The sequence below is a fragment of the Runella rosea genome (assembly GCF_003325355.1).
In the GTDB taxonomy this organism is placed as follows: Bacteria; Bacteroidota; Bacteroidia; order Cytophagales; family Spirosomataceae; genus Runella; species Runella rosea.
This window is the reverse complement of record NZ_CP030850.1, coordinates 636,565-657,986: the sequence shown is the minus strand read 5'-3', so window position 1 is coordinate 657,986 and position 21,422 is coordinate 636,565. Positions and strand designations below refer to the sequence as shown.

Below are 21,422 nucleotides of genomic sequence, written 5' to 3'. Positions count from 1 at the left end.
AACGGAAGTAAGAAGGAAGAGGCGTAGAGTTAACAGCTATTTTATGGAAACAACCTTTTATGCTCTTTGACATGCGACGCAATTTTTTAATAATTTTCTTTATTGCTGCTGCTGTTTACATTTTCTTAGTAGCAGCTGTTAATGATGACATCAAATGGTTAACCAACTTTTCCAAAAACGGCATCGAAAAGAAACAAAATTCTTTTCAATCATTTGACTTTTCCTACAATGACGTTTTTTCAACCTGTTTTTCCATTAAGTTTCTGCAAAGTGACACAGTTTTCATTAGACAGCATTTCGCATCTATGTTTGCCGACAGTCTCAAAAGCAACACCTCATATTATGCTTTACTTTCAAAATCAGACAAGTCAAAGCTCGATAGTTTTATAAACGTAATCCCCTTTTCAAAATATGACACTGCTTATTACCAAGAATATCAAGACGGAATTGATTTTCAGTTTTATATTGAAAAAGATACACTCAAGAAACTTATTAGAGTACATAGTGACAGTGTTCCATCTGCTTTGATAGACTTCAAGAATTGGATTGTAAAGAAGAAAGAGAAACTTTGGTTACATCAATTTGACACAATAATTCATTTTGAAAGCGAAAAATATGTAGTACCACCCCCAATGAAGATAAAATTTAAAGTTCCGATTACGAAAAACAGCCGCTAATATTGCATTTGTGTTTTGTCGGCAAACTGATAACACCTCTTTAACTATGTGCTACAACAGCTTCTGCACTAGCCCGAAGTTATAAATTGTACAACAGAGCTAACAATGAACTTTTATAAATTATTACATCAGCATTTGTTCCAAAAAGTCACCATTCAAATTCCCTGGCAAACATAAATGCTCCAACATAGTCGGTCCCCCAATTACATTCTCAATAAAAAACACCCTAAACCCTAAATCAAACAAACAGTATGCTTAGCCACGAAAACAATGCTTCCGTAGATTATGATGTAGTTTTGATTGGGGCGGGTATCATGAGCGCCACCTTGGCCGTGTTTTTGAAGGAACTGCAACCCGACTTGGAAATTGCCATTTTTGAACGCCTCGACCGGGTAGCGGCCGAAAGCTCCGACGCTTGGAACAATGCAGGAACGGGCCACTCGGCGCTGTGCGAGTTGAACTACACGCCGCAGCGCCAAGACGGCAGCATTGATATTTCTAAAGCCCTGAAAATCATTGAATCCTTTGAGGTTTCGAAGCAATTTTGGTCGTATTTGGTCGGGCACGGCTATTTCAGTAGTCCAAAATCCTTCATCAACAGTATTCCTCACATGAGTTTTGTATGGGGAGAAGAAGATGTTGACTATCTGCGAAAGAGACACGAAGCGCTGCAAACGAGTCATTTGTTTAAAGGCATGGAATTCAGCGACCAACCTGAAATTCTAGCATCTTGGATGCCCATCGTGATGCAACACCGCACCGAATCCGAAAAAATAGCGGCCACCCGCATTGAGTTGGGTACGGATGTAAATTTTGGTGAGCTTACCCGGAGTCTGTTTAATCACTTGAAAGAAGGCCACGCCATTGAAGTGTTTCTGAATCACGAAGTGAAGTCGCTTGAGCAGGACGAAATGAGACATTGGTTCGTAAAAGTAGAAGACGAAATCAATGATATAAATAAAACAGTACGGGCCAAATTTGTGTTTATTGGAGCAGGTGGCGGTGCGCTTCGGCTCCTAGAAAAGTCGGACATTCAGGAAGGGGAAGGATATGGCGGATTTCCCGTAAGTGGTCAATGGTTGGTGTGTAAAAATGAGGCATTAATCGCCCAACATCACGCCAAAGTCTACGGGAAAGCCAAAGTAGGAGCACCGCCTATGTCGGTTCCTCACTTAGATACGCGAATTATTGATGGCAAAAAAGAGCTTCTTTTTGGGCCTTTTGCGGGTTTTTCAACGAAATTCTTGAAACAGGGTTCGTTTCTTGACTTGGCCTTTTCGCTCACCGCCCACAACATCTTGCCCATGCTCAGCGCGGGCATTCATAACCTGCCGTTGACCAAGTATTTGATTGAGCAAGTGATGCTGAGTTTTGAAGATAAAATCGAGGCTTTGCGCGAATTTATACCGAATGCCACCGAAAGTGATTGGGAGTTGGCCGTGGCGGGGCAACGCGTGCAAGTCATTAAAAAAGACGAAGAAGAGGGCGGTGTCCTTGAATTTGGCACCGAAGTCATCGCCTCGGCCGACGGCACGCTGGCCGCGTTATTGGGCGCATCGCCGGGGGCTTCTACCTCCGTCAGCATTATGCTCGAACTCCTCCACAAGTGCTTCAAAGACCAAATGGCCTCCGAAGCATGGACCACAAAACTCAATGAAATGATTCCGTCGTATGGTAAACATTTGGCGGATGACCTCGAACTTACGCATCGCGTCCGCCAATGGACCCACGAAGTATTACAATTAAACCACATCAATACTCCCTGATTTTCAGGTATCTAACACCAAACATGAAATTACTCCACCGCCACTTCATCTTTTTTATTTGTTTCGTACTAACCCAATCTACTTTTGCTCAATCCCTAACCATTCGATTAACTGATACCTCCAATAGCCCCGTCATTGGCGCTACGCTCCGGTTGATTGAGCGTGCCGATTCTACCAAGCGATTATTCAACGTCACCGACACGTCGGGATTAGCGAAATTTAACATTAAATACGAAAAACAATACCGGTTGGAGGCCACCTCCATCGGATTTCAAACTCTGCAAAAAAACCTCTCTCCTACCCCCAACACGGCGGTTTTTACGTTTGTGATGGAAGCTGACAAGCGCACCTTAAATGAGGTTGTGGTGACGGCCCCTAAACCTTTGATGATACAGGAAGACGACAAAACCGTGGTTGACCCCGAACCCATTGCCGCCACAAGCACCAACGCCATGGAAATCATGGAGAAGATACCGGGGCTTTTTGTGGATCAGGATGGCAATATTTACCTCAATAGCACCACGCCCGCCACGATTTTAATCAACGGGCGCGAACAAAAAATGAGTACGGCCGACATTGCGTCCATGCTCAAAAACTTGCCCCCCAACAGCATTGCAAAAATTGAGATTCTGCGCACGCCTTCGGCTAAGTTTGACGCCAGCGGTAGCGGTGGTATGGTCAATGTAATTCTAAAAAAAGGGGTAAAAATTGGCATCACGGGCAGTGTGAACGTAGGCATGAATCAAGGACGTTATGGCAATCAGTTTGTTAGTGGTACCCTCAACAACAACGTCGGGAACCGAACTACCTACCTGACCCTCAACTACAACCGCCGCAATACCTACGACCAAGTCCAAACGGACCGCCCTTTTTCGGCCGACTCACTACTGAGCCAGCGCTCTTTTACCACTACCCCAAGTCAGACGTATTACAGCGGTTTTGGTTTTGGATTTACGCCTTCAAAAAAGTGGGAAATTAATTTTGACGACCGAATTTCGTACAATAGTTATGAATCTTTTGCCGACAATCACAATCAAATCAGCCGCATAAGCGAGCCAATTCTTGTCACTGAAAACACCAATACACTCCGTAACAATACCCAGACGTTTGGATTCAATCAGGATATTTCGGCCAAATATAAATTGGACACCATCGGCTCAGAACTCACGGCCGATGTCACCTACGGTTTTTCAAAATATGAAGGGACACAGGTATTCAGTACAGCCTATTTAAAACCCGCCAAAGCAGCAATTGGCGGCGACGGAACCATTGGCAATCGACGTCATTCATTCTCCGCCCGTACCGATCTAAAATTTCAGTTACCCCAAAAACTGGTGGTTGAAGCGGGATTGAAAACCGCCATTCAGCGTTTCACCAACGAGTCCGAATATTTCAGCGTCAGCGGCAGTAGCCGTAGGCCCGATACGTTCCGCACCCGTACGTTTGAATACGACGAAAACATCAGTGCTGCTTACGTACAGGCGTCAAAAACCATCGATGCTTTCGTAATCAAAGTGGGAACGCGCCTCGAAAGCACCGTCATGAACGGTCAGCAGCGCGTTCCGAGCGACACCTCTTTTCAGCTTCGTCGTGTTGATTTGTTCCCTTATGTTTTTCTCAGCCGACGCGTTGCCAAAATCGCAGGCTACGAAATGCGCGGTTATTTGGTGTACCGTCGTTCCATCACGCGGCCCGTTTATGAATATCTAAATCCTTTTCCACGCTACCTCGACCAATACTTGTACGAAACGGGAAACCCGACGCTTCGGCCGCAGTTTACCCAAAACATCGAGGCCAACATCAGCGTGCAGGACCGTCCGATATTTGCCATTGGCCGCAACTATACGAGCGATATTTTCACGAATGTGGTGTATCAGGACGTTAAAAATCCTAGCCTCGCCTACCGTACGTACGACAACCTAGGCAAAAATCAAGAAACCTATTTTCGATTGATGGGCGCTATTCCGCCAGGCGGGAAGTACTTCTTTGTGGTAGGAACGCAATACAATCACAACAAATACGACGGGCTTTATGAAGGACGTCCGCTCACGTTTCAGCGCGGTTCGTGGTCCATTTTCACCTTTCACCAACTCAAAATCGACCCACGCTCCACGCTCAGCCTCAACGGCTACCTCCGGATGAAAGGCCAATTGCAGTTTTATGAGTTGAGCAATTTCGGGGCGTTGAACATAAACGTTAATCGTCGTTTTCTGGACCGTAAACTCACCGTGACGCTCTCAGCCAATGATGTTTTCTTCACTTCCAACAATCAATTTACGCTGAAACAAGGCAGTGTTTCGGCCTCCGGAATCCGCCAAAGCGACACGCGACGTTTTGGGTGTACGGTGGTCTATAACTTCGGCATTCGCAAAAAAGAAGAAAAAACCAACATGATGAATTTCGAGAGTTTGGAGAAAAGCGTGAATTGAGTAGCGAATGATTAGTTCACGGGTTTTGCGTCCTTATAAACAAAATATACCTTTGACAACAGCATGACAGGACCAGATAAAGACAAAATATTTCCGCTTGCTCATTATGACAGGCTTTGCTTTTTGAAAAACATTGTCAAAAATCCCAACATTATTGTGGGCGACTATACTTACTATGATGATTTTGACAATGTTGAAAACTTTGAAAAGAACGTAAAATATCATTTTGACTTCATTGGCGACCAATTGGTTATTGGGAAATTTTGCATGATTGCTTCCAATGTAACATTCATCATGAACGGGGCAAATCACCTAACCAATGCCTTGACAACCTATCCTTTTGCGATTTTTGGGAATGGTTGGGAGAAAGCGATGGACGGAAAAACCTACCCACAAAAAGGCGACATCCGCATTGGCAATGATGTTTGGATTGGCTACAATGCGACCATCATGGCAGGGGTAACCATTGGAGATGGAGCCATTATTGCCACAAACTCGACCGTCATAAAAGATGTTGAACCTTATTCAATTGTTGGCGGAAACCCTGCCACCGAAATCAAAAAACGCTTTTCTGACGATACAATTGCCAAACTCTTAGCGCTGAAATGGTGGGATTGGGACATTGAGAAAATAACAAAAAACATTCAAAATCTGACCGATAACAATATCGCCCAATTAATCGAATAAAAAACGAAGGCTCAGCTATCGTTTGTACAACACGTCGCGGCCGCCCCTGCGGTGATGATTATTTTTAGTTTCCAGCTGTGTATAAAAGTAAAAGTATAAAGAAAGTCAGTTCAATTAACTGATAGATAAGAGTAATTGCTTCAATTAGAGAGGATTATAAAACAACAGGAATCAGCAACAATTTTTTCGACTTTACTTAGTTTTCCACAACTTCAAAAATTTACGGGCGTTAACCGTAATTAGATAAACCAACAAAGGACATAAAAATGACCACGAAGGACTTTAAATTAAAAGCAGAAGAAATCGTTGAATTAGTTCCTGCTATGGGAGGCTGTTTTGCAACAGACAAAATAACTGTGGAGGGAATGAAAGTTGGTTATATGTATCGTGAAGAATCAGACGAACAAATGGATAGTGGTTGGAGTTTTTTTTCAGGGACAGAAGACCAAGAATATGTTGACAATCCAGACAACTTAATGATTTATAATGTAAATACCATTGCAAACTACGACAGAGCAATCATTCCATATTTAGACTATCCATTCGGTAGTGAATTAGAAAGGGTTGAGGGGACAGACACTTTTAAACTACTTACGTAATAATATGGCCTTCCCAGTAGAGGTAAAATATATAATTGAAACAGAACAAGAAATTGGGCTTGTCTTCCCCCCCTGTTTCAAAGTAAAAATGAAAAAAGAAAATGGTGGGGAATTAATGACTGAAGAGGACGACTGGCAATTGTTCCCTTTTTTCGATAAATCTGACAAAAAGAGAATGAGCAGGACTTGTAATCACTTAGTTTTAGAAACTAAACAAGCAAGAAAATGGGGTAATTTTCCAAATGAGGGAATTGCAATTGCCTCTAATGGTTGCGGTGATTTCCTATTACTTTTACCGACAAAGAAGGACAGTAAAATTTTAAGTGATGAAATTTTTCTATGGCTTCACGAGACGGGTAAAATTGAAAAAGTAGCAGATACAATTGACGAATTAAATGATAATTAAGAGAATAACTACCCTTAACCCCGCAAGAGACGACTATTTTCAGGCCTCTGCTGGAAACCCTGTTAATACTGTTTGCATAAGATTGCGTTTAGGCCGAAAACAAAAGATTCGAACAGAATAAATTTTACAAAATGAATAGACCTAAACAATGAAAATATCCATTGATAATACGCAAAATTTAACATCATTTGACTTTATTGAAATGCTTTCAACTGAGTTATGGGACGATGACAATATATATTTAATTGACGATCCGAAGAAAGAAGATATACCTGACTATTTTTATATTACTGCTTATCTTCTTCAATTTGACACAGAACTCCAAATGTCAGGCCTCACTACATTATTAACAAATTCCTCTACCTACAATTTTGAAAATACATTAAATAGCTTTAAAAAAATCGGAAGCATAAAGCTTGCAAATTGCTTACAAGACATATTAGATACTTTGAATAAATTTGGAATGACACCTGCAAAAATGCGTGACAGATTTTTAAAAGGTTCTGAGGATTTTTCAGAATATTCAATTATCACAACAGGGCAGTTTTTTAAAGAAAATGATTTGCTTGAAGAATTAAAAATTCACGAAGACGAACTGTTTAACATTTATTCACAAATTTGGATAGACTTAGAAAGCTATTTAATCAACATAAGAGGGAAGTAAAAATGTTAACTTTAGCAGTCGCTCGCGTCCAGCAAGAGACGACTATTTTCAGGCCTCTGGCCACATATAAAAAGCCCACCCTTTGCATTCCCCCACTATTCAACCCTCGCCCCTTCCCCAATATTCAAGACTCGATGCGGGGTCCCGTATAATTTTGCTTGTTTTATAAACTCCTGCGGGTCTTCGGTGTTAAACGTAAACAAATCATAATGGTGCGGAATAACGAGTTTTGCGCCTATTTCCACGCCCAAACGCGCGGCTTCTTCGGCCGAAAGATTTCCCGCCACGCGGCGTTCGGGCTTATTGCCATTGATGGGTAAAAAAGCCACATCGACCGCAAAAGGCTTCAACACGTCTACGATACCATCATACCAGAGCGTATCGCCCGAATGATACACCCGATAGCCACCAAACTCGGCCACAAATCCCATGAATTTGCAACGACCTTCGGCATCGCGCTCCAAGGCATTGTGCGCCGCCGGAACGCCGTAGAGTTTAAAACCACCCACAACGACGCTTTCGCCGTCATTTAACCCAATTGGCCAATCCACCGCGCACTTCAGGCGCTCACCCACAAACGCGCGATTTGCTTCGGGAATCACAAATTGAAGATCAGGGTTAGCGGCAAACAGTGGGCCTAACGTCTCGGCATCCAAATGGTCGGTGTGGTTGTGCGAAGAAGTCACTACATCAATCATGGTAAGCAACGCAGGGGCTATGGCCCGCTCACTCATGCGCGTGTGGGGTTTATCGGTTGCGGCATATTTCACCGACAAAGAATCCGACAAATAAGGGTCAAAAAGCAAGTGTTTGTTTTGCCACTGAATCAAAAAACCACTTTGGCCCAGCCACCAAATTCGGAAACCTTCGGTATTTTGGCGGTGCTGTTCAATATCGTGAAGAAGTACTTCGTCTTTTTGGAAAGCGGCAATCAGGGACATGAGCTCAACGGCATTTGGTTATGTTTAATAAACAGGTTAGGCAGGCAACTTTACTGTTTTTAGGATAAAAATATCTCTTTTCTCTCTAAATCAGACAAAATCCAATACTCGACAAGCCGTCTCAACCTATGCCTAATAAAAACCTAGCTAATAAAAAAAAACTGTCATTAATTTGGATATTATTTTTATAAATCATTTACTTTGTATTACAAAGTACTTTTAATCATTCAACGCTACTTTGTATCCGAAATACGCTACCAAAAAACCATTTACCATGACCAAGAGAAACCATTTAACAACATCGCCAATCCATCCCGCTTCTTTGGTGAAACCCATGTTGCTGGGTGCAGGGATTGCCCTCACCGTGATCACCATCTTTCTGCTTGGAGTCAGAGAGCCTAATCCAGAATGGGGAAAGCTATGGATGCTTAGACCACTCATTATTGTACCGTTGGCGGGTGCCATGGGAGGCGCATTTTTTTTTCTCATGGATTATCAGCGTCAGCGGGGCAATTGGTCAAAGATTTTGACATACCTAGTGAGCTTGATTGGATTCTTCTTTGTGCTGTGGATTGGAATTGTGTTGGGATTGGACGGCACGTTGTGGGACTAAACCGCTTAAACGCATTTGAATGAATGATTTTGACTAAAAAAATTAAAAGTATATACTCATGAAAGCCGAAATACTGACCCATCTAAACGACCCTGGGCAACTTGAAAAGTTGTACCGAACCAATAAGGTGAATTTTAAGCGAGCCTTTAGTGCCTTATATCCAGAACTTAAGGGCAACTCACTCGCTGATTTCTGGAATGAAAGGCTGAATTACGAAACTGACGAGATTAGCTGGGGCACGCGTGGAGAGCTACTTTTTGTGATAATTGCTACGTTGGGGGCAGGTCTTATCGCTAAGCTCCCCGCCTTTCTATCCATCGACGAAGAGTTCTTCTTTTCCCGTAACATCGGTTTTGTCATTTTTCCCGCGCTGTCGGCGTACTTTGCTTGGAAGAATAAATTATCAATTCCTAAAATCGCTATTATCGTTGGCACCACCCTCGTGGGTTTGATTTTTATCAATTCCCTTCCCAACGTGAAGCAAAGCGATACGTTGGTGTTAGCGTGTATTCATTTACTGTTATTTCTGTGGTCAATATTAAGCTTTGCTTTTGTGGGCGAGGCACGCAACAACGATGAGAAACGTCTCAGCTATTTAAAATACAACGGCGATCTGGTAGTGATGACCACCCTCATCCTGATTGCGAGCGGCATCATGACGGCTATTACAGTGGGCCTTTTCAAGCTGATTGGCATTGATATTGAAAAGTTTTATTTCGAAAATGTTGTTTTCTTTGGGCTGCCCGCTGCCCCAATTATAGGCACCTACCTTACCCAGACCAATCCCCAATTGGTCGGCAAAGTTTCGCCCGTAATTGCTAAAATTTTCAGTCCTTTGGTCTTAGTAATGCTGGTCATTTATCTGGGGGCAATGGTTTATTCGGGCAAAGACCCTTATAACGACCGGGAGTTTTTATTGATTTTCAATGCGTTATTGATCGGCGTGATGGCTATCATTTTCTTTTCTGTTGCCGAAACATCGACGGCAACGAAAAGTAAGGCAGAAATTCTGGTGCTTTTTCTTTTATCCGTGGTAACCATCATTGTGAATGGCATTGCACTATCGGCCATCCTGTTCAGGATTTCAGAATGGGGAATCACACCAAATAGGGCCGCAGTACTGGGTAGTAATGTGCTGATTCTCATCAACCTTTTGCTGGTCACGGCGCAGCTCTACAAGGTATTTTCGAAGAAAGCCAACCTCAACGAAGTAGGCAAAACCATGGCGTTTTATCTACCAATTTATGTCTTATGGACGATTGTCGTGACCTTTATCTTTCCGTTAATCTTCGGGTTTAAATAAAGGAATGAGTCACAAGTTTTTAATTTAAATTTCTCCCTTACACTTTGACTATCAAAGCGTAAGGGAGAAATTTAAATACGTAAATGAAAATAGACAGACACCTCTACTTCACAAACCGAATCACCAGAATTTCCAGTAATAAGAAGAGCAGCGCGGCCCAAAGGAAATAACTCCAAAGGCTGACACCGACGTTTTGTTTTTGAAATTCTTTTACAAAATCACCATCGGCTACATTGTCAAAAACCTGCACATTGGGCTGATTGGCAAACAGTTTACGTAGTTCGGCGGGGGTATAATAATCCAATTGTGATTCCAGATTATCATGGTTAAAAGCCAACAGTTGAATTGTTTGGCCGTCTTTCTGAAGTTCATAATAGCCCGCATCCAAGTCTTGATTGGCATTCAATTGGTTGCTTTTGGGCAACTCCAACGTCAATTGATTGCCATTGAGCCGTTGAACGGGAATCAACTCAATTTTGTCCTTTTTGAGTTTAAAGATGGTATTTTGGGATGATTCAGGCACGGTAAGCGAGACGGTATTTTCGTCGAAAGAATAGGCGGTGCGCTGCTCACGTACGCTCTGCGCTGCAATTTTGTACATTACTGGCACAAACAGGGCATTCTGGGCAAAACTCCCAAATGACTCCGACAAAGGATTTGCCATCACGTACACTTTGCCGCGCTGAATGACCGACTGGCTCAAAAATATGTCACCGCTGCGTAAGGAAAGCAATTTTGCCCCGCCCGGTTGCCACTGCCAAACGGGCTTGGAAACGGGCAATTCGAGATTTTCCTGCCGAACAGATTGTTCAAAAACATCACTAAAAAAAGGACTTCCCCTCTCTGGATTGGCCAACGGAATGGCTTCATCAGAGGGCCGTTCTTGCAATCCACCCACGCCCAACGACGACAAAAAACCGCCGTACGAAACCATATCAGGGTTGGATGGCGGAATGACCAACACGCTTCCTCCGCGCTTCGTGAAATTCTCAATTTCACTGCGCATCGCGCCTTCCACCCGCTCTACACTTTCCAAAATCACCAAATCAGACTGTTTCAGGAGACCAATATCGGCATTATTGGCGCTCACGGTCCGAAGGGTAAACAAGCTGTCGTTGGCAAACACCTTTTCTACGGAGCGGGCAGGATTAGGTTGGCCCGCCACGTGAAGGACCCTAATGAGCGGCGAGGCATTGAGCACAAAAAAGTATTCGTTGTCAAACGTAATTGGTAAATCGTCAAAGGTTACCCGACCGCGTTTAAAGCCTTTGCCCCGAACGTTGAAGTTAAAAGCGGTGGTTGCGGCACCTTTAGGAGCTAAATTGACGGGAGCAGTAGATACTTGAACATCGTCTAAATACAGCTTAACGACCAGATTCCGCACGTCATCATTGCCTGCATTGCTCACCCGTACATAGAGCACATTGTTTTGAAACTCACGTACAAAAGGCGTATTTAGCCACACCGAATCAACGTACACGTTTTGGGAAGCAGTCGTTTGTACAGGTATGATATACAGTCGATTAAGCGAATCTACCTTAAGATTTGACAGGTCGCCAGCGGTGCTTTTTTGAAAATCAGAAAACCAGAATAATTGATTTTTTCCGCTGCCCGCATACCGCCCCAATAAATTGGCCTGACGCTTGTAAATGCTCGCAAAATTGCGTGGTGTATGCGCCAATTTCAGGGTCGTCAAGCGATCTTTGATGCGGTCGGTGGTCGTCAATTGCTGTTCCTCAGGACTGAAATCATTGGTGATAAGTTGCAGTCGTGTTGCGTTACGAAAAAGCGTCAACAATTGGTCTAATTTTCCCGTAGCTATGTCGAGATACCGTTGATTATTGTCCTCATTTTGCATCGAAAACGAATTATCGATGTAGGCACTCGTTACGCTTTGGGCGTTGGTTCCCGCTTTGTTTTTACTAGGTAAATAAGGTTGTGCAAACGCAAAAACCAAGGCGGAGATGGCCAAAACCCGGGTGGCCAGAATGAGGTATTGTTTCAGGCGTCGAAACGAACTCGTTTCCATTTCGACGTTTTTCAAAAGCGAGACATTGGAGAAGAAAACGCGCCGAGTGCGGCGGAAGTTGAACAAATGGATGGCAATTGGAATGCCTACCGCCAACAAACTCCATAAAAAGGTCGGAAAAAGAAACTGCATTCGGGTTTTGGGTATTATCGGTGTTATATAGTCACGGCATGACTTTAAAATTAGCTGCCGGAGCATACGTTAATTTTAAATATATAACTAACGCAAATATCGTGCAAAACGTTTGTGCTCTAAACGCCAATCCGTATTATCTTCCAAATTACGATTATTTTTGGGATAAAAAATATAAACCGTGCCGTCGGGTTTTCAAACCCGACGGCACGGTTCAAAACATCCTAAATCCCTGCAATAACTTTGTTGATTTTATCCAATCCCGTTTTAGCCACGACAAGTGCGTCCTGTGCGTAATATGTTTTGTTGAAAACCTCCAACGAAAGCACAATAGGACGGTCTGGATTTTTGATGGTTTTCAGGATTTGAGCAATGGGCGCAACGCCGTCGCCTGGATAAATGCGGTCGGCATCCACGATGGTCTCACGGGGCAACGAAGCGGGATAATCGTTGATGTGGAAAATTTCAACGCCTGGTTTTCCCACCAATTTCAGCGTGTCAAGGCTAGAACCGCCTTTGTACAAATGGTATACATCTAATAACAAACGCGCCGACGGGTGGCCGCTTTCGGTCGCCACGTACATGACCTCACTCAATTTGTTCAGGTTTTTTGAAAAACCCCACAGTTCCAAGTGCGGAATCACCTTGGTTTGGTCGCTGATTTCGAGAATAGCGCGGTAGCGTTCGGCGGCTTTTTGTAAATCTATCTTGGGCGATTGTGGCGTTTGAGCACCTACGGAGGGCGTGGCCACGCGCATACAGCCCACTTCCGCCAACAGTTCCATTTCTGTTTTAAGTTGGGCGAGGCCTTTGGCACGGGCGGCTTCATCATCCACAATCCAAGGGGCAAAACCAATGGCATTTTCGATGGTTATGCCCAAATCCCCTACTATTTTGCGGGCCTGAGCGGGCGTATTTCCTTCTTTTATAAAGTTTTGTAGCGTATCCATCCAGATTTCTACCGAACGAAAACCAGCCTTTGAGGCGGTTTCTAATTCTTTTACAAATCCCAATTTTTGTCCCCGAATTGTGCTCATATTGAGGCAGGGAATGAACGCAGGCTTTTTAGCAACGGCAGCGGTGGCAGTTTCGGGCAATAGGCCAGCTCCAGCGGTAGAAGCCAGAACGGCAAGGGTTTGACGACGGTTTAGGACAGACATAGGGGTTGACTAAATAAGAGGTTTGGTAGGAAAAGGCTTTTTAAGCTGAAATTTAACAGCCCATCGGCGTATTTGTTGTTGTTTCTTAAAATTCCTTTTCGCTTCAATTCAGAAAGGGGTACCGGCTACACGAATGTTGTCACTCGGTTTGATAAATTATTGTTTAATTCTCCTTCAAATAAAAAAAAGCCCGACCGTAAAGTCAGGCTTTGGTAGGTATTTTTGGGTGTTACTAAAATTTCAACGGCACCGAGAAACTCGACGTATCCCACACGAAAATCAGGGCGTTGTCTTTTACTTCAAAGTTCAGTTTTTCCACTGGCTCTTTCAAAGCAATGGTTGGCACCGTAATGCGCAACACATCTTTATCTTGCTTATAGTTATAGGCACCCCATTGTTTTGGCTCACTGTTGAGGATTACTACCCATTCTTTTTCACCAGGAATTGAAAACAATCCGTAGTCACCCGCTTTTACGGGTTTCCCTCCAAATTGACCATCTTTTTTGAAGGTAATCACGGTTGCTTCGTTGGCACCCGTACGCCATACTTTGCCGTATTTTTCAAGGCTTTGGCTACCTTCAGCCCCAAAAATAACCCGACCACGCTTGGAAGGCTGTCCAAAGACCACTTTCACGTCTTTACCGTCAACCGTAATGAGCGGGCTTTTAGGGGGATTTTGACTACAGGCAAAATTAAGCGCAATAATCGAAAGGAATAAGGCAAAAAATGAATTTCTCATGTTTGTTTGTTATTTGTTTAATGAACTTACAGTGAAACGTTTTTAGGTTTAAAAAGTTGTGAACTAGCGAAAAAAACACATTTTTTTTGGGATATTTTCTTACAAAGAGTCGTAATATCTAAATAAGGAGACCAAGTTTATTTCTTTGGAAAGATTGAGCCCTTCGGTTTTCGCATAGTTTTTAACATCATTGGATTTTGTGCCAAACAGTTTAAAAAGTCGATTTTTAGAAGGAATTTCCCGCAGTCTATCCCCTTCTTTCAGGTAATATTTTACGGTTTTTAAAAACTCTCCATCGTATTCATTGACACCCCCCTCGGCTTCATAGCCCGTTCGTTGACCCGATTTGCTAAAAATCAACGTACATCCATATTCTTTCCAAATCTGGCTCCCCCCCTCGTAAATAACCTCGTAATATTGGTTTTTGTATTGCCTGAACGTATGTCCTGCCATCGTAAAAGAGACGGGTTTCATCACGGTGACTTCCATATTAGGGTTGTTTGACAAATAAACCTCCTCTTTCTGAATGTTATAAGCCATCACAAACTCCCATTCCATTCCAGTACCCGTTTGGACTTTACCACGGTACCAACCATTCTTAAAAAAAGGAGTGCCTTTATAGGTTTTGATAAAATCTTGATTGCTGCGGTTGATCAAATCTTGCCCTTTGTAATGCGCAATAAAAACCGTATCCCCTTTCTTATTGACTTCAATCGTATGATCAGAATCGGCAATTTTTGATTCGGGCACAATGTAGTTATACGGTTTGTTTTCCTGTGCTTTCGCCCAAAAACACAGAAAAAACAGCGAAGCGACGTAGAGTGTCTTTTCCATTTGTTGAAGTAAAAAAATGAATGAACATAGTCGATTTGAAAAAAATCAATGACAATAATGGGCGGAGAATGCAACTAAAATACGGTAAATTTCTGATAAAATGCCGTTCAAAAGGAAATTTATTTTCTCCTAACTCCTTCAAAACCTACCAATAAGCACTAAACAAATTAGATAATTTGATGAAATCTTCCCCTTTGTAACATTCTAGTACGTAATCACCAGCGTCACCACCGATTCGGCGGGCAGTTCGAGGGTGTTTTTGTTTACTTTTCGGTGTGTCAAATTTTCGGTTTGAGAAGTAAAAAAGGCATCTGCTTTTTGTTTTTTTCGCATCTTTGGCAATTCAACCCGTTGACTTTCACCATTATTCACAAAAACCACGACAGCTTGATTTTTGGAGGTATATCCCGACACCAGCACGTTTTCAGCCGCAATTTCAGTTTTAATACGCTGCATGTTGGGCCTGATAAATCGGCTATAGTTCCCCAATGCCCACAACAATTTGGAGTCCAATACTTCCCCATCAAATTTATTCTTGTCGTTTTCTCCTTTCACTCCGTTGTTGAAAACGTAAATCAAACCGTCTTTAAAATCATTGGCACTCACCGAAAGCCACCAATGCCAGGCCGAAGCATTGGCGTGCGTGAGGTCGGCATGAATCACTTTGGCAACGTACAGGGCCGTTTTCATGCCTAAATCCACCCCGTTCCCTTTGATTTCGCCCGCATTATCTCCCAAAATACAGTACTCTGATTGCCAATACGGGATATTTTGTTGCTTTATTCTAGCCCCCAAGTCCTGTCTCTTTTTGATGAGTTCGGCGGTGGGGGAAGTCGTAAAATAACTGTGACCGCACATCAGACTTTCAACCGATTTTAGGTTTCCTACGTAATTCGGGCTCGATTTGTCAAAAAAAGTCTCGATTTGATTGTCCTGATGTACCTCCGAGCGGTTGGTTTTTGATTTGTACAAATAATCAATTTGTGCCGCTTCAGTCAATACAATACGCGTTTTTAGTTTTTTCTGCCCAAAGGTTTCGTCTATCTTTCGGGTGGCCCACGCAATGTCTTCGTTGTTGATGGGTGTGCCCTCTTGTGAGCCAAAGCCCGATTTTGATTTCGGGCCCCAATCCCATTGCGGCTCGTTGAACGGACTCAGGTAATCGAAGTTGAATTTCGCCGATACTTGGGCCAGAAAATCTGCAAAATCATCCATTTTTGATTTGTCAAAATTCCATTCGCCCAAGGTACCGCTGCCAATGGCCAGCCCGTTTTTGGTCATTGAAACGGGCGCTGAATTAAGAAATCCAAGTGTAAAATCTACGCCGTGACGCTTGGCTGCTTCCAAAAACCATTGTTGTCCCTGCTGTTTAGTCCAATTATATTTCCCGTTTTCCAAAAAACACTCCGCTCGGCGCCATTCGTTGGTGATTTTGCTGCCCGTGCCTTGTTCCGTACTTCCAGCACCGATATTAAAGCGCCACATCGACAGCCCAATCCCTTTAGGGTTTCCAGCGGCATCAAGTTCTTTACTAAAAAGTAGTTCGGCAATTTTATTGCGTTTTTCAACTGGGTAATATCGGCCCACCATCTGCATAGACCAACAATCCGAAGCCCCAAAACTGTGCATGGTTTGGTACGTAACGGTGGGGTCGATGCTGAGTTTTTGGGCGATACTGACGTGAAAACTAATTATCAGTAATAAATGGAAGAGCTGCTTCATGTGGGTTTTATACTTTTGTCTTTCCTTACACTGAATAAGTAAAGTACCCAAAACCCAACGGTTACTCTTAGTTCACCCGCCCTTTTTCATCATCGGCGGCGTTGTCGTTGTGGCGACGCTTACGAGCAAAAGTGTCTTTACCGAATCGATACGTAAACGCCACACCAACGCGTTGAGTATCCGACTCATTGGTTTGAAAAAATTGCGCCTGTTTGATGCTGACCGAGCGGTTGTGCCGGATCCATGAGTGAAAAGCATCTTCTACAGAGATTCGTATACTTGCTTTATCATTCCAAATTTTCTTTTGCACGGCCCCGCCCACCCGGTACATCATACCCGTATATGCTTGTCCGTTGAGGTCCGAACTGGCATAATATCCTGACAAATCAGCACTCCAACCTTTGTTCAATCGAAATTGATTATATACTTCAAACCGTGCAACATAGGCGCTCGGGTTTAATTTTTCGGTATAACTCATGCCGTTAAGGCCCATGTGCGATAAACGTAAAGTATAGATCAGGTTCCACCATTTGGTCGGCGAACTGGACACCGTCGTATTGAGCAATAGCATAAAACCTTTAGCTACGTTGTTGGGACGCGTGATAAAAATGGTATCAATGGCTTCGGTAGTTTGAAAAATCACGTTGGTGAAACGGTTATAACTCAAGCCCATTTGCAACCATTGTTTGTGCTGAAATTTTAATTCAATCCGATTCTGGTACTGAGGTAGCAACAAAGGGTTACCAGCAGTATAAGAATATTGGTCACGAAAAAATACAAACGGATTAAGCGACTGGTAATCAGGGCGATTTATTCTTCGGGTGAAGCTTAAATTCAAAGAATTCTTATTTAAACTGTCCAGCTTATAATTGATAAACATGCTTGGAAACAGTTTTGTATAATTTTTAGTAAATGAACTTCCAATTACGGCTTCGTTGCCCAATTGACTGCCTCGGGCTTGGGTCGTTTCGACACGTAGTCCTAACTGCATTCCCACCCTTTTCCATTCTTTTCGGGTGTTAATATAGGCTGCATTAATGTTTTCATGGTACTTAAAATGATTGGATTTTCGATTGTCGATGAGCTGTGTCAAGCCTTTTACATCAAAATAAGTAGATTTGTTATCGTTATCAATGACACTGGATTTGAGTCCGGCTTCCCAACTTGCCTTGTTTTTTAGAGGATGAACATAGTCTGCTTTGGCCGTATAGATATTGATATTGCCTGGGACCAAGTATAAGAATTCATCACTATCGACCAAGCTACCTTCGGGTAGGTAACGAAAATTTTGCACCCGCTGATTTCCATCCCCTCGGTAATTGAGATAGTTTACATCCGCCATTAATTCCCGTCCTGCCTTGTTGAATTTATGCTGGAGGTTCAGGTTACTGCCGAAATTCCTTCTTTTATCATTCACTACGGTATTTCCATCTCCACTGGCGGCAAGCAAACGTTCGGTATTATAGTTATTGCTGTTGTAATCAATCCTTGTGTTTCGGGCACCACCATTCATGTTAATCAACAAACCATAAGTTGTTTTTGTAGTAGCGGCGTAATCCAGCCCCCAAATGGCATTCAGACCATTATTGCGGGAGATATTATCATTGAGGAGCAACACATTCGAAATTTGTTGGCCTTCGATGTCATAAAAACGTCGATCAAAAATATCGTTGTTATAATTTTTTTCCTTGTTTAAGCCTAAGTTGGCAAATACATTGAGCTTTTTATGGTTGTAATTCAGGTTCATGGAGCCGTTGTGTCTTCCATAAACGCCTTGGCTTGAGCCCATTGAAACATTGCCCGTAAACCCTCCGATCTTGTTCTTTTTTAGGCGAATATTGATGATGGCATTACCACCTGCATCGTACTTGGCCGAGGGGTTGTCCATCAACTCGATTTTATCCAACAATCCGCCTGGCAGTGATTTCAGATACGCGGCCAAATCAGGCCCCGACATGTACGTGGCGCGGCCGTCAATCAGCACCAAAATGCCGCTTCGGCCGTTAAGACTGATTTCTCCATTGCTGCTTACGGTCACGCCGGGCGTTTTTTCTAGAACTTCCAGCGTATTGCTCGTTGCGCTGCTGATCATGGATTCTACATTCACGATGGTTTTGTCAATATCTTGCTCAATCAGCGGACGTTTCGCTTTGACTACCACTTCTTTCAATTCAATGTTTTTGGCGGGTAAAAGAATAATTACGGGTAAAATAATGCTGTTGCGGGTATCATCAATCGTAAGCGCCGTGCTCATATAGTTTTTTTGACTCATGGCAGTGATTGCCAGCCGATACGTTCCGTTTTGCAGATTAGTGAATTGAAATTTCCCGTTTACGTTGGTAATTTCTCCCGAAATCATCGTCGAATCCGTGGCGTTAAGTAACTTCACGGTAGCGCCCGGAACGGTTTCATTCTGCGTATCTTTGACCGTACCAGAAATTGTTTTTTGAGCGTAAATAGACAATGACAAAAGCGTTAAAAGTAAAATGGCTGCTGTTTTCATGGACGTGTGTTATTTTTAAAGAATGAATCAATGAGTACGGTACAAAGATTAAGTCGCCGTTTGACCTCCTAAAAAAAACCTGTCGTATCTTGCCAAATGACTGACGGAATATGGATTTTGAATGTCAAACCAATTGATGGCCTTCCGGAGGGTTTCCGTCAGGATTTTGGCCGTATTCGTCATCAAAATGGCAGAACATTTACCCAAATCCACACCTTTGTCCAACGGTTAATTAAAACCCATGCAAACAGTATCCTCATGAGTAGTTCAAGCAGCCACTGGCTAACCTCTTTTTTCGGAAAGAACCTCTATATTTATCTATCGCTTTTTTTCAGCGTTCCTCTCTTCTTTATGATTGAAACGTACGTCAGGGCCATAGGAATCCACGAAGATGAGGCAGTTGCGGGGACAATAACGTTCTTATTTATCGTAGGTATATTTGCAGGAAGGTACCTTTCTCAACTTTGGATTTCGCTTACGAAACCGATTGCCAATGAGTATATCAGTGGCATGATTCTTCTGGTTATTGGCTGCGTTATCGCGCTGTTTGTGCTCCCTTTTCAAGGCAATAAACTAATACAGCTTTTGTTTTGGATTCCTTTCGTTATCGTCCCTTTGGCCTTGGGGACTTTGATAAAAATGGTTCGGAACAATGTCCAATATCAATTGCGCGAAGCCCAACAGGTAGCCGCACACAGCAAAAGCGAGTTGCAATTGTTGCAGTCGCAATTGAGCCCGCATTTTTTGTTTAACACGCTCAATAATTTATACGGGCTGTCGATTACACAACACGAAAAGATCCCGCCGCTACTGCTCAAACTGTCTGATTTGCTGAGATACTCAGTGTACGAGACCAAAGAATTGTTTGTACCTTTAAAAGACGAATTGGCCTACATCAACAATTATATAGATTTCGAAAAAATACGCATTGGCGAGCGACTGATGCTTACGATGTCTATTGAATCGCTTCCCAAAGCCGACATCAAAATTACGCCCATGTTACTGATTGTGTTTATTGAAAATGCCTTTAAACATTCTAAAAACACGGTGGATGAACGGATTTTCATTGAAATAACGCTCAAAACTTGGTCAGACTCCATCCTATTTTCCGTAAAAAACTCCTACAACCCCGCACAGGAAGTCGAAAATAGTTCCGAAAAGCACAGCGGTTTTGGCCTCGTAAGTGTTAAAAAACGATTGGAATTGCTTTATCCTAATCAGCACGAGTTGAAGATTGAAGAGAAAGACGGCTTTTATCACGTCATGCTTCAGTTGAAAATGAAGTAAGACACAGGAGCTATGAAATAGGATGAATTGTCATTACTTTGCAATTTCAGACCTCCTACTTCATCAATCTTATTTCTATACCTTTTTGCAAAAATCCATGCCCCAAATCAATTGCCTGATTGTTGATGATGAACCCATCGCCCGCGAAATCATTAAATCCTATTGCGGTCATTTGCCCATGCTTCACATTGTAACTTCGGTTGGGAATGCGTTGGAAGCTAAAACAATCCTGCAAACCCAAAAGGTAGACATCCTTTTTTTGGACATAAATATGCCCGTGCTCAACGGCATTGCGTTTCTTAAGACCCTCAGAAATCAGCCGCAGGTCATTTTTACTACCGCCTACAAAGAGTACGCTGTTGATGCTTTCGACCTCGCCGCCATTGATTATCTATTAAAACCATTCTCCCTTGAGCGCTTCATCGTCGCCGTTGACAAAGCTTTGGAAAGAATAAGTAATACGCAAAATGGGACTGAAACAGGCGCGCAGGAAGTTCTAAAAACAGAAGATTATTTATTTCTCAAAGCCGATGGGAAGATTTACAAAATCATGCACGATGATCTACTGTTTGCCGAAGCGCAGGGCAATAACACCAAAATTGTCACCACCCAAAATACGTTACTTCCAAGCATGACCTTTTCGGGTTTTGAGGAATTATTGCCAAAATCTTTGTTTTTGCGTGTGCATCGCTCCTTCATTATCAACAAAGCCAAGATTACGCACATCGAAGGGAATCGGGTATTTATTCAGGCCCACGAAATTCCCATCGGCAGCAGCTATCGCGAAGACTTCTTGAAAAATTTAGGAATTTAGCTATCTAAGACATCGCTGTATCAATATATACGTTTACATTTAGGGATAAAAAATCAAGATTTTATACACCTTTCAAGAGAATCTATGATTTTTTATTGGTTAATTTACTTTTAACCG

18 protein-coding genes are annotated in these 21,422 nt (G+C 42.8%); 11 read left to right on the top strand and 7 right to left on the bottom strand.

The window, feature by feature from the left end:
* Window positions 1-71 precede the first annotated feature (71 nt).
* The 7 genes from DR864_RS02835 (at window position 72) to DR864_RS02805 (ending at window position 7,228) form a co-directional block, all read left to right on the top strand.
* Window positions 72-677 (top strand): hypothetical protein, encoded by a 606-nt coding sequence (locus DR864_RS02835; RefSeq protein WP_162793524.1) that lies wholly within the window; start codon window positions 72-74, stop codon window positions 675-677.
* 251 nt (window positions 678-928) lie between these two features.
* Window positions 929-2,443: a malate dehydrogenase (quinone) gene (gene mqo, locus DR864_RS02830; RefSeq protein WP_114065526.1), complete on the top strand. Its 1,515-nt coding sequence runs from the start codon at window positions 929-931 to the stop codon at window positions 2,441-2,443.
* 23 nt (window positions 2,444-2,466) lie between these two features.
* Complete coding sequence (locus tag DR864_RS02825) at window positions 2,467-4,872, top strand: TonB-dependent receptor (RefSeq protein ID WP_114065525.1); 2,406 nt, start codon at window positions 2,467-2,469, stop codon at window positions 4,870-4,872.
* A 63-nt stretch (window positions 4,873-4,935) separates the two neighbouring features.
* Window positions 4,936-5,559 (top strand): CatB-related O-acetyltransferase, encoded by a 624-nt coding sequence (locus DR864_RS02820; RefSeq protein WP_114065524.1) that lies wholly within the window; start codon window positions 4,936-4,938, stop codon window positions 5,557-5,559.
* Window positions 5,560-5,825: 266 nt separating this feature from the next.
* Window positions 5,826-6,158 (top strand): DUF2185 domain-containing protein, encoded by a 333-nt coding sequence (locus DR864_RS02815; RefSeq protein ID WP_114065523.1) that lies wholly within the window; start codon window positions 5,826-5,828, stop codon window positions 6,156-6,158.
* Between the two features lie 4 nt (window positions 6,159-6,162).
* Window positions 6,163-6,564 carry an SMI1/KNR4 family protein gene (locus DR864_RS02810; protein WP_114065522.1) on the top strand — a complete coding sequence of 134 codons (402 nt, stop codon included), beginning with the start codon at window positions 6,163-6,165 and terminating at the stop codon, window positions 6,562-6,564.
* Window positions 6,565-6,712: 148 nt separating this feature from the next.
* Window positions 6,713-7,228, top strand: a complete 516-nt coding sequence (locus DR864_RS02805) for a DMP19 family protein (RefSeq protein ID WP_114065521.1) — start codon at window positions 6,713-6,715, stop codon at window positions 7,226-7,228.
* A gap of 95 nt (window positions 7,229-7,323) precedes the next feature.
* Here the strand turns inward: DR864_RS02805 and DR864_RS02800 are convergent, their stop codons facing one another.
* A complete protein-coding gene (locus DR864_RS02800) occupies window positions 7,324-8,169 on the bottom strand; it encodes an MBL fold metallo-hydrolase (protein WP_114065520.1) in 846 nt (281 codons plus the stop codon).
* A gap of 274 nt (window positions 8,170-8,443) precedes the next feature.
* Here DR864_RS02800 and DR864_RS02795 point away from each other — a divergent pair, with 274 nt between their 5' ends.
* Together DR864_RS02795 and DR864_RS02790 are read left to right on the top strand one after the other, a co-directional pair.
* Complete coding sequence (locus tag DR864_RS02795) at window positions 8,444-8,782, top strand: potassium transporter KefB (protein WP_114070124.1); 339 nt, start codon at window positions 8,444-8,446, stop codon at window positions 8,780-8,782.
* A 58-nt stretch (window positions 8,783-8,840) separates the two neighbouring features.
* Window positions 8,841-10,085 carry a hypothetical protein gene (locus tag DR864_RS02790; protein WP_114065519.1) on the top strand — a complete coding sequence of 415 codons (1,245 nt, stop codon included), beginning with the start codon at window positions 8,841-8,843 and terminating at the stop codon, window positions 10,083-10,085.
* A 103-nt stretch (window positions 10,086-10,188) separates the two neighbouring features.
* Here DR864_RS02790 and DR864_RS02785 read toward each other — a convergent pair whose 3' ends face one another.
* From DR864_RS02785 to DR864_RS02760, 6 genes are all read right to left on the bottom strand, one after another.
* The gene (locus tag DR864_RS02785; protein ID WP_114065518.1) at window positions 10,189-12,246 is read right to left on the bottom strand and encodes a BatA domain-containing protein; all 2,058 of its coding nucleotides are present in this window, start codon (window positions 12,244-12,246) and stop codon (window positions 10,189-10,191) included.
* A 224-nt stretch (window positions 12,247-12,470) separates the two neighbouring features.
* A complete protein-coding gene (locus DR864_RS02780; protein ID WP_114065517.1) occupies window positions 12,471-13,406 on the bottom strand; it encodes a sugar phosphate isomerase/epimerase family protein in 936 nt (311 codons plus the stop codon).
* A 232-nt stretch (window positions 13,407-13,638) separates the two neighbouring features.
* A complete protein-coding gene (locus tag DR864_RS02775; protein WP_114065516.1) occupies window positions 13,639-14,145 on the bottom strand; it encodes a DUF2911 domain-containing protein in 507 nt (168 codons plus the stop codon).
* A gap of 99 nt (window positions 14,146-14,244) precedes the next feature.
* Window positions 14,245-14,979, bottom strand: coding sequence for a hypothetical protein (locus DR864_RS02770; protein WP_114065515.1), 735 nt, complete (start codon window positions 14,977-14,979; stop codon window positions 14,245-14,247).
* A 204-nt stretch (window positions 14,980-15,183) separates the two neighbouring features.
* The gene (locus DR864_RS02765; protein ID WP_114065514.1) at window positions 15,184-16,701 is read right to left on the bottom strand and encodes a glycoside hydrolase; all 1,518 of its coding nucleotides are present in this window, start codon (window positions 16,699-16,701) and stop codon (window positions 15,184-15,186) included.
* A 67-nt stretch (window positions 16,702-16,768) separates the two neighbouring features.
* On the bottom strand, window positions 16,769-19,204 hold the full coding sequence (locus DR864_RS02760) for a TonB-dependent receptor (protein WP_114065513.1): 2,436 nt from the start codon (window positions 19,202-19,204) through the stop codon (window positions 16,769-16,771).
* A 96-nt stretch (window positions 19,205-19,300) separates the two neighbouring features.
* On the opposite strand from DR864_RS02760, the gene DR864_RS02755 reads away from it, so the two are divergent.
* Together DR864_RS02755 and DR864_RS02750 are read left to right on the top strand one after the other, a co-directional pair.
* Window positions 19,301-20,491, top strand: coding sequence for a sensor histidine kinase (locus DR864_RS02755; RefSeq protein ID WP_114065512.1), 1,191 nt, complete (start codon window positions 19,301-19,303; stop codon window positions 20,489-20,491).
* A gap of 97 nt (window positions 20,492-20,588) precedes the next feature.
* Complete coding sequence (locus DR864_RS02750) at window positions 20,589-21,305, top strand: LytR/AlgR family response regulator transcription factor (RefSeq protein WP_114065511.1); 717 nt, start codon at window positions 20,589-20,591, stop codon at window positions 21,303-21,305.
* Window positions 21,306-21,422: the final 117 nt, after the last annotated feature.

Bases quoted from the DNA above. Each gene is read 5' to 3' on its own strand.
- DR864_RS02835 (WP_162793524.1), top strand. From the start codon at position 72: ATGCGACGCAATTTTTTAATAATTTTCTTTATTGCTGCTGCTGTTTAC.
- mqo (WP_114065526.1), top strand. From the start codon at position 929: ATGCTTAGCCACGAAAACAATGCTTCCGTAGATTATGATGTAGTTTTG.
- DR864_RS02825 (WP_114065525.1), top strand. From the start codon at position 2,467: ATGAAATTACTCCACCGCCACTTCATCTTTTTTATTTGTTTCGTACTA.
- DR864_RS02820 (WP_114065524.1), top strand. From the start codon at position 4,936: ATGACAGGACCAGATAAAGACAAAATATTTCCGCTTGCTCATTATGAC.
- DR864_RS02815 (WP_114065523.1), top strand. From the start codon at position 5,826: ATGACCACGAAGGACTTTAAATTAAAAGCAGAAGAAATCGTTGAATTA.
- DR864_RS02810 (WP_114065522.1), top strand. From the start codon at position 6,163: ATGGCCTTCCCAGTAGAGGTAAAATATATAATTGAAACAGAACAAGAA.
- DR864_RS02805 (WP_114065521.1), top strand. From the start codon at position 6,713: ATGAAAATATCCATTGATAATACGCAAAATTTAACATCATTTGACTTT.
- DR864_RS02800 (WP_114065520.1), bottom strand. From the start codon at position 8,169: ATGTCCCTGATTGCCGCTTTCCAAAAAGACGAAGTACTTCTTCACGAT.
- DR864_RS02795 (WP_114070124.1), top strand. From the start codon at position 8,444: ATGACCAAGAGAAACCATTTAACAACATCGCCAATCCATCCCGCTTCT.
- DR864_RS02790 (WP_114065519.1), top strand. From the start codon at position 8,841: ATGAAAGCCGAAATACTGACCCATCTAAACGACCCTGGGCAACTTGAA.
- DR864_RS02785 (WP_114065518.1), bottom strand. From the start codon at position 12,246: ATGCAGTTTCTTTTTCCGACCTTTTTATGGAGTTTGTTGGCGGTAGGC.
- DR864_RS02780 (WP_114065517.1), bottom strand. From the start codon at position 13,406: ATGTCTGTCCTAAACCGTCGTCAAACCCTTGCCGTTCTGGCTTCTACC.
- DR864_RS02775 (WP_114065516.1), bottom strand. From the start codon at position 14,145: ATGAGAAATTCATTTTTTGCCTTATTCCTTTCGATTATTGCGCTTAAT.
- DR864_RS02770 (WP_114065515.1), bottom strand. From the start codon at position 14,979: ATGGAAAAGACACTCTACGTCGCTTCGCTGTTTTTTCTGTGTTTTTGG.
- DR864_RS02765 (WP_114065514.1), bottom strand. From the start codon at position 16,701: ATGAAGCAGCTCTTCCATTTATTACTGATAATTAGTTTTCACGTCAGT.
- DR864_RS02760 (WP_114065513.1), bottom strand. From the start codon at position 19,204: ATGAAAACAGCAGCCATTTTACTTTTAACGCTTTTGTCATTGTCTATT.
- DR864_RS02755 (WP_114065512.1), top strand. From the start codon at position 19,301: ATGACTGACGGAATATGGATTTTGAATGTCAAACCAATTGATGGCCTT.
- DR864_RS02750 (WP_114065511.1), top strand. From the start codon at position 20,589: ATGCCCCAAATCAATTGCCTGATTGTTGATGATGAACCCATCGCCCGC.